Below are 7,866 nucleotides of genomic sequence, written 5' to 3' on the forward strand. Positions count from 1 at the left end.
CGACACCCCGAAGCAGCATCGGGCCAAAGTCCGAGGACATGGCCCCGCCGTTGAACTCGGCCCGGACCGTGCAGCCCTCGACGGGATGAAATCGCAGCTGTTCTTGGTTACCCTCTGCCATGGGCGGACCTCCACGCTGATTTCGTGTATTGCCTCAGCGCCCATAACCCGCACGAATCCGCGGGTTCAAGGGAGGTCCGCCCTGCCTCCGTGCAAAATGGGGGGTAGGCGTCTATACGGTCCAGCCACGCACGCTGTCGGGTGTCCCCGATGTCCGCGGCTACCCGGCCTTGGCGCAGGGCTGCGATCTCCAGCGCGAGCGCGTCAAGTTGTTGAATCAGCCGATCCGCTTCCCGCCAGGCAGACGTGGCTGGTTCAAGGAAGCCAGTGCCGCTTGCCAGATTGTACAGGTCTACGAGATAGGGAACATCGGCCGGATGGATGTTGCCCTCGACCAGGAAATCGTGCGCGTAGTCATCCGGCACGTCAGGTGTTTCGAGGACGATCCGAGCCAGACCGATGCTTCTGGGAACATCCATCTCCCGATTGTAGGTGGCCAGGTCCGACGTGTCGCCGGAACGCACGTAGCGGCGCAGCGCGCTGGTAGCGCGTTGCTGTGCCTTCGTGTACTGCGCTTCGCCTACGACAAAGCCCCGAACCGCTTCGACGGTGGCGATTCCGCCAATTCCTGCGACCATGATGAGGAGTTGGAGCGTGATTAAGATCGCGATCAACCCGATGATCGAGTAACGGGATTTAAGTCGGCCCGCCCTCATCTTTTTTTTTCCAAATCTACGTCGTGTGCCGGCAGATCCTGGTTTCCACGATCTGGTTGGCTTTTTCGGTACTTGCACTGATTGCATGGCCGGCTCGCCCTGCGGATTGACAGACCAACGCATGCGGGCCTGATGGCCTTAGCTTCGGGCGCGAGTCATCCTCGCCACCTCAATAGACGGTAACCGATTAAGAAGGTGTTGTGATACGCAAGACAACTAGAGCCCCGATCGAGGCCGCGTGCGGCCGAGGTCCGTGCCGGCTTGATCGCGCGCGAGCCGGGCCGTGAGCCGGAGGCCGACGTGGCCCGAGCGAGACATGTGTTTGCACGCGCCGCGCGTTACACTGGGTCTGCAGGCAAGGCGACCTGCGGGCCGTGAGCGAAGACGGTGCGGTTGCGACCGCTCGTCTTGGCGCCGTAGAGCGCCTGATCCGCGGCGGCCAGCAAGCTCTCGACGTCGCCGTAGCGATCTGTCAGCGGGCAAACCCCGAAGCTCGCTGTGACGGCGATGCGGCCGGTATCTATCGGGATCTCAGTGTCGGCGATCGTGCGACGCAGCCGCTCCACGCAGTCCAGCGCGGCCTCGGGCTGAGTCTCCGGCATCAGGAGAGCGAACTCCTCGCCACCGATCCGTCCAAGTGTATCGCTCGAACGCAACGTGTCGGTCGCACAGCCCGTAACGTAGCGGAGCACGTTGTCGCCCGCTGGATGACCGTAGGTGTCGTTGACGGTCTTGAAGTCATCCAGGTCGAACAACACGACTGCGAGGGGCCGGCCGTAGCGCCGGGATCGCTCGATCTCGTGGGTCGCCATCTCCACGAAACCGCGGCGCGTTAGCGCGCCGGTCAGGCCGTCCGTGCTCGCCATCTGCCGCAACTCCAGCTCGTCGACCACGAGCTTCCCGAAGCTGGTTAGAATAGCGATCTGGCCGGCGTCGAACTGCCGCGGCTCGTAATCAATCGCGCACAGCGAGCCGAGATTGTAGCCATCGGGGGTCTTGAGCGGTACACCCGCATAGGCCCGAATATAAGGGGCGCCCGTCACCAGCGGGTTGTTCGCGAACCGCGGATCTGCGGTGGCGTCCGGGACAATCATTGGCTCGCGCTGCTGGATGGTGTGATGGCAGAACGCGATCTCGCGGCTCGTCTCGGCAACGTCCAGGCCCTGGATCGACTTGAACCACTGTCGCTGGACGTCGACCAGAGACACGGCCGCGATGGGCACGTCCATGACGCTCTGGACCAGGCCGGTGATCTTGTCGAAGGGCTTTTCCGGTTCGGTGTCCAGCACGTCGTAGCGGGTCAGCGCCGCAAGACGACCGGCCTCATCCGTCAGCTTGCAATCAGACACTATCCGCCTCCGCCTTCAAGGCGAGGATCGTCTCGACCAGTTCCTCTTCGTACGAGCCCATCGCCTCGCGCACCACGTCCTTGATGCGCGGCTCGTTCATGCCCGAGGCGATCAGGTTGGCCGCGAGTTCCACGAGATGCGCGTTCTGGCGCGCGATCCGGTCTTTCAGGACCTCTGGAACGTCGATGTGCCCGACGTCGGCAACGGCGGATGCGACGATGTCCGCGGCTTGGTCGTGCGCCACTGTAGCCCCCACACGCTTACTATCGGAAAGCGCGTTTAACTGATTGTTCGTATCAGAAGCGTTAACGAACGGATTGAGGTTTCCGGGAACGGAAGCGGCCGCGTAGCTCGGAACGACTTGAGGGCAGACGCGAGAGCAACAGGCTTTGGCCAGTCTGACAGGTAGGAAGAGGAGAGTCATTTCGCGTGTCCGCTGTTGGCCCAACCCGGGCGCGGCAACGAGCCAGGGACGAGGCGCTCAGCGGCGACGCCGGGGCGGTTCTGGTGCGTGACATCCTGGAGCGGACGGGCGTGCTGGATCGCCTGGTCGCTGACCTGCACGACCCGCGGGATCCGCGCTACGTTACCCACGTTCTTAAGAGCCTGATCTGCACGGCCGTGGTGTTGATCGCTCAGGGGTGGCGACCCGGCCAGGACGTCGACCGGTTGCGCGACGACCTGGCGATCCGGATCGCGGAAAGCGCGCGCCGTGGCGACCAGGCGACCGACTGGGCGCTGGCCTCGCAGCCGACGTTGTCCCGGCTGCTCGGCATCCTGGCCCGGGCCGGTAACCTGGAGGCGCTCTCCGAGGCCATCATGCAGGTCGCCGGCATTCGGTTGCGCGCCGCCCGCCGCGGGCATCGCCAGCGCTACCTGACGCTCGACATCGACGGATTGCCGCTGGAGGTCCACGGCCATCAACCCGGTGCGAAGTGGAACGGCCACGACGCCGGCCGGATCTACGACCCGCTGGTCGCCAGCGCGGCCGAGACCGGCGACATGCTGGATACCTGGCTGCGGCCGGGCAACGCCGGCAGCGCGCAGGACGCGGTGACGTTCATCCGTAACGTGGTCGCGCGAGCCAAGCGCGAGATCTGCCAGGTCGCGATGATCCGGTTCGACGCCGGGTTCCCCGGCGAGGAGCTGCTATCCGCCCTGGAAGCAGACAACACGCCCTACATCGCGCGGCTCAAGGCGAACAAGGCGCTCGACCGGCTGGGCGCGCCGTACAAGAAGCGCCCGCGCGGCCGGCCGCCCAAGGAGCCGCGCCAATGGTGCCTGGACCTCAGCTACCGGGCGGGCACCTGGGCGCAGCCGCGCCGGGTGATCATGGTCGTGAAGGAGCGGCCCGACGATCTGCTGCTGGACCGCATTCACCTTGTGACCAGCATCCCCGCCGAGCAGATGGACGCGGAAGCCGTGCTCGCCCGATATCGCGAGCGCGGCACGGCGGGACAGCCTCCGCCGGCTCCTGCTGGTGACCGGCACGCGCGTGATCCGGCACAGCCGCCGGCTCACCCTGGTGATCGAACGCCGGTTCGCCGATGTCTGGGCTCAGGTCTGCCACCGCCTCGACCGGTGGTGCTAGGCGCCGCCGCCGTAACCGCCGCCAGCGCCGTCCGTCGAGACAGTTGATCCAATGCGGTTCCGCGCCCTCGCGGCGCGGCAACAAAACGCGTCCAACTAGACTCGTCTCGCGTGAACAAGCACACCAGACCATCAAGTGTCCGCTCACGTGGACTCGCCACGCTCGCAATCTCTTCGGCTCAGACTCGCGGAGATTATTCTACGGCAAAGCGGCGTACATCAGGTGCTCGTGGGCTGAATAATGCGGGGCCAAGGCTCGTTCCTTATGGGTTGAACCGTCTAGAAGTCGAAGAGTTCCGACAGGAACGACTCCTTCTTCTTCGGTCTGCTGGACCCGCTCTGACTGTAGCCCGCGTTGCCGCGCTGTCCTTGACGGTCTTGATCGTCCGTCACCGGCGCGGAGCGCTCGATGATCTTGTCGAGTTCACCACGATCAAGCCACACGCCGCGACAAGTGGGGCAGTAGTCGATCTCGACGCCTTTGCGCTTGGCGATCTGGAGCGTTTCTCCGTCAATCGGGCATTTCATGATCGGCGCGCCCCCTGCTCTACGATGATTTGCTCGCTCGTGAGGACGTGGCCGCCGCGTCCGCCACGTCAACGCCGGCTTCTGCCGCCAGGATACGCAGGACATGCCGAGACATGATTCCGCTCGCGGTCACGCGAGAGAGCGCAGTCGCCCGCAACGACTTCGCTTAGCCTTTCTCGTCTTCCGCCTTCTCAGACCGAACGCGAGCCGCCAGCAGCTCAATCACCGCCTTCCGCGTGTTGTTGTCCACCTGATGCGCGAGCCCCATCAGACGGACGATGTCACGATCATCCCGGCCTGCATCGTCTTCGACCACGCTTTCATCACCGACGACCTCGCGGTATTCCCGCAGCAGCGCTTCCGGCGTCGTGCCGAGCATGCAACTCACATCGAGCAGCACCGTGAAGTGCACACGGTTGTTGCCGGTCTCGTATTTCTGGACCTGTTGGAAAGTGATGCCGAGGTGCTGGGCCAGATCGTTCTGGGTGAGCCCTGCTCGTGTACGCGCTCGGCGGATGACCTTGCCCATGGCAACTTTTCGGTGGTCAGCCACCCTCATGGTTGTCGTCTCAGTACCTCAATCGTCGGATTTTGCAGGGCACGGCTCGGTGCAGCGCGCCCGGGAGAGACGCCAGCACAAATGCTCGTTCCCGCCGTTTTCCCGGCCCCCGAGGGGGTGTTGGCGACTTTGGGCTTCGAGCATCACACTGACTTAAGGCCCGCTGTAGCGGCTTTAGAACGACTTCTTCGCGACGCGGTGTCAACGGCCGGCGACAACGGCCTATTCTCCGGGCTCGGTCTCAAGCACAGACGTGCAGTACGGACACCGTGACGCCGCCGCCGGGATAATTGAGATGCAGAACGCGCAGTTCTTCGTCTCGGGCACCAACGTGGGCGCGTCGGGCGTGGGCGCGTCGGGCGTCTCGTTGCGCTCCTTCAGCCAGTTGATCTGCCGGACAACGGCGAACATCGCGCCGGCGATGATCGTGAAGTGGACGACCGCGTTGATGAACAGCCCGTAGTTGAGGGTCGCGGCACCGGCGGCTTGGGCTTCGGCCAGGGTCGCGTAGTCGCCCGGTCCGAGCGTGACGAAGAGTTCGCTGAAATCCACGCCGCCGAGCAGCAGCCCGATGGGCGGCATGAGGATGTCGTTGACGAGCGAAGCGGTGATCTTGCCGAAGGCCGCGCCGATGATGACGGCCACCGCGAGGTCGATCACGTTGCCGCGCAAGGCGAATTCGCGGAACTCCTGGATCAAGCGCATGCGGTCACCCCTGGAATCCAGCTTGATAGCGTGCACAGCACGGATGTTCGGCGGCGCCGAGACGTAGGTCTGCGCCACGCGTCCACGGCGCTCTGGATCGAAGCGGCTGGATCGAAGCGGCCGCCGTGGTCGGGGCATGAGCCTTACAGGCACGCGTCAGTTTGGCCAACCGGCATCGCGCCAGCCCGTCACAGCCGTGCCTGTCGCTAACGCGGAGTTAATCTCTGAGCGGGCACTTTCGCCGTGCATGTTCGCGTTCGCTCCTTCCAACATTGACGGACTGCCGATGGGCCACGACCACGCACTCGTGTCGCTGTCGGTGATCGTGGCCGTGCTGGCGTCGTTTTCGGCGCTCCAGCTGGCCGGACGGGCTTCTGAAAGCCGGGGTCTGTTCAAGGCCGTGTGGCTAATCGGCGCCGCCATCTCGATGGGTGGCGGGATCTGGGCCATGCACTTCGTCGCCATGATGTCGATGCGGCTACCGATCCCGGTGGCCTACGACACGGGCCTCACCCTGGCGTCTCTCGCCATCGCCATTGCGATGACCGGTGTCGGGCTGGGCTTCAACGGCTGGCGCAGACCCGGTCGCCTTCGCCTTCCGCTGGCCAGCTCGCTGATGGGGCTCGGCGTCGCCGCTATGCACTACACCGGCATGGCAGCGATGCGGATGGACGCGGAGACGTATTACGAGCCGACCCTGTTCGCGGCCTCGATCATGATCGCCATCGCCGCATCGCTGGCGGCGCTCCAGCTCGCCGCGCGGGATCGTAATGTCTGGCGCAAGCTGCTGGCGGCGCCGGTCATGGGGGTGGCGATTTCCGGCATGCATTTCGTCGGCATGGCCGGAACCGTCTTCGTCGCCACGCCGACAGCCGAACCAGGCGGGGTCGGCATGACCCCGCACCTACACCTTGCTATCCTGGTCGCCGCTGGCAGCGCCGCTGTGATGGCGATCGGGCTTGTGTCCGCAATCTTCGACCGGCGCTTCGCTGCCGTCGCCGCCCGCGATGCGGAGATGCTCAAGCACAGCGAGCGCCGTCTCCGGGCCCTTCTGGAGAACGCCTCCGACCAGATTTTCCTGCTCGACACGGATGGATGCATCCGCTTCGCGGTCGCCTCGGGACTGGCCCACGCGGGGGACGTGCTGGTCGGACACCCTTTCCTGGACTTGATCGATGCCGAGTTTCGGGCGTCCACCGCCGATGTCCTCGCGCGCGTCCGACGCGACGGCTGGCACGCGCCGCAGGATACCCGGATGGCCGCTGCGACCACGGGCGTATGCGATTGCGAGATGGTGGTGAGGGATCTCTCGGATGATCCAGCCGTGCGCGGCCTTGTGGTTACGCTGCACGATGTGACCGTACGCAAGCGCGCCGCCGACGACTTACGACAGGCCAAGGAATTGGCGGATCAGGCCAACCACGCGAAGTCGCAGTTCATCGCGACCATGAGTCACGAACTGCGCACACCCTTGAACGCGATCATCGGTTTTTCGGACCTCATGGCGACCGGCGCCTTCGGCCCGCTCGGCAACGAGCGATACAGCGACTACGCAGCCAGCATCCGCGATAGCGGACAGCACCTGCTCGGGGTGGTCAACAACATCCTCGACTTCAGCAAGATCGAGGCTGCCGAGGTGACCCTGCACGAAGAGCGGCTGGACCTGGCCGAGCTGATCTCACAGAGCGTCAACCTGTTGGCGCCGGAGGCCGCGGCGCGGGGCATCGCGATCGAGGCGCCCACGCCGACGCCACTCGTGCTGACCGGCGATGCGCAGAAACTACGGCAGATCGTGGTCAACCTGCTCTCCAACGCGGTGAAGTTTTCCCCGGACGGGGGAACCGTGCAAATCTGGGCAGGGGAAGATGCGTCGGGCCAGGTCGCCCTCACCGTACGCGACGCGGGAGAGGGTATCGACGAGGACGATCTGGCGCGCGTGATGGAGCCGTTCGTTCAAGTCGATGGCTCGCTCAGCCGCCGTCACGGGGGCACCGGGCTCGGGCTCGCAATCGCCAACGGCTTGGCCAAGCTGCACGGCGGTCACATCGCTCTGATCAGCCGCGTCGGGGGCGGGACCGAAGCCACGCTATACCTGCCGTCGTGGCGTGCGGAGACGATGAGGGCGGCCTAAACCGACCGACCTACTGGCTGTTTATGTGGATGAACGTATGGCGCATACTCAGTGACTGGGATGCAGGCTCTGCGCGCAGTTGGACGCAACGGAGGAAAGCCGTAAGCGCCAGCTACACCCCATTCGATCAACGGTTTCCCGGTCCCTGCTGATCGCGGCATAGCTGACCTCTCCAAGTTCAGGAGGCAGCCATGTCGCAGACCCTATTTTCCGCCACGAACGGTACGT

The 7,866-nt window shown here is 64.8% G+C and carries 8 protein-coding genes; 2 read left to right on the forward strand and 6 right to left on the reverse strand.

Annotation, left to right across the window (positions count from 1 at the left end):
• Window positions 1–107: 107 nt before the first annotated feature.
• From CKO28_RS25675 to CKO28_RS25685, 3 genes are all read right to left on the reverse strand, one after another.
• The gene (locus tag CKO28_RS25675; protein WP_207168935.1) at window positions 108–776 is read right to left on the reverse strand and encodes a hypothetical protein; all 669 of its coding nucleotides are present in this window, start codon (window positions 774–776) and stop codon (window positions 108–110) included.
• A gap of 338 nt (window positions 777–1,114) precedes the next feature.
• Window positions 1,115–2,125, reverse strand: coding sequence for a diguanylate cyclase (locus tag CKO28_RS25680; RefSeq protein ID WP_200343969.1), 1,011 nt, complete (start codon window positions 2,123–2,125; stop codon window positions 1,115–1,117).
• On the reverse strand, window positions 2,118–2,369 hold the full coding sequence (locus tag CKO28_RS25685; protein WP_200343971.1) for a hypothetical protein: 252 nt from the start codon (window positions 2,367–2,369) through the stop codon (window positions 2,118–2,120). The genes CKO28_RS25680 and CKO28_RS25685 overlap by 8 nt, the downstream gene beginning before the upstream one ends.
• 185 nt (window positions 2,370–2,554) lie before the next feature.
• On the opposite strand from CKO28_RS25685, the gene CKO28_RS25690 reads away from it, so the two are divergent.
• A complete protein-coding gene (locus CKO28_RS25690) occupies window positions 2,555–3,763 on the forward strand; it encodes an IS1380 family transposase (protein ID WP_200343973.1) in 1,209 nt (402 codons plus the stop codon).
• A 231-nt stretch (window positions 3,764–3,994) separates the two neighbouring features.
• Here CKO28_RS25690 and CKO28_RS25695 read toward each other — a convergent pair whose 3' ends face one another.
• The 3 genes from CKO28_RS25695 to mscL form a co-directional block, all read right to left on the reverse strand.
• On the reverse strand, window positions 3,995–4,243 hold the full coding sequence (locus CKO28_RS25695; protein ID WP_200343975.1) for a TFIIB-type zinc ribbon-containing protein: 249 nt from the start codon (window positions 4,241–4,243) through the stop codon (window positions 3,995–3,997).
• A gap of 166 nt (window positions 4,244–4,409) precedes the next feature.
• Entirely contained in the window at window positions 4,410–4,772 is a 363-nt protein-coding gene (locus CKO28_RS25700; protein WP_242480821.1) for a helix-turn-helix domain-containing protein, read from the reverse strand.
• A 252-nt stretch (window positions 4,773–5,024) separates the two neighbouring features.
• Window positions 5,025–5,585, reverse strand: a complete 561-nt coding sequence (gene mscL, locus CKO28_RS25705; protein ID WP_338050246.1) for a large conductance mechanosensitive channel protein MscL — start codon at window positions 5,583–5,585, stop codon at window positions 5,025–5,027.
• Between the two features lie 169 nt (window positions 5,586–5,754).
• On the opposite strand from mscL, the gene CKO28_RS25710 reads away from it, so the two are divergent.
• Complete coding sequence (locus CKO28_RS25710; RefSeq protein ID WP_338050247.1) at window positions 5,755–7,638, forward strand: sensor histidine kinase; 1,884 nt, start codon at window positions 5,755–5,757, stop codon at window positions 7,636–7,638.
• Window positions 7,639–7,866: the final 228 nt, after the last annotated feature.

The sequence above is a fragment of the Rhodovibrio sodomensis genome (assembly GCF_016583645.1).
GTDB lineage: Bacteria > Pseudomonadota > Alphaproteobacteria > Kiloniellales > Rhodovibrionaceae > Rhodovibrio > Rhodovibrio sodomensis.

What these genes read in the sequence shown, in the direction of transcription:
- CKO28_RS25695 (WP_200343975.1), bottom strand. Translation starts at nt 4,243, where the DNA reads ATGAAATGCCCGATTGACGGAGAAACGCTCCAGATCGCCAAGCGCAAA.
- CKO28_RS25700 (WP_242480821.1), bottom strand. Translation starts at nt 4,772, where the DNA reads ATGGGCAAGGTCATCCGCCGAGCGCGTACACGAGCAGGGCTCACCCAG.
- CKO28_RS25675 (WP_207168935.1), bottom strand. Translation starts at nt 776, where the DNA reads ATGAGGGCGGGCCGACTTAAATCCCGTTACTCGATCATCGGGTTGATC.
- CKO28_RS25710 (WP_338050247.1), top strand. Translation starts at nt 5,755, where the DNA reads ATGTTCGCGTTCGCTCCTTCCAACATTGACGGACTGCCGATGGGCCAC.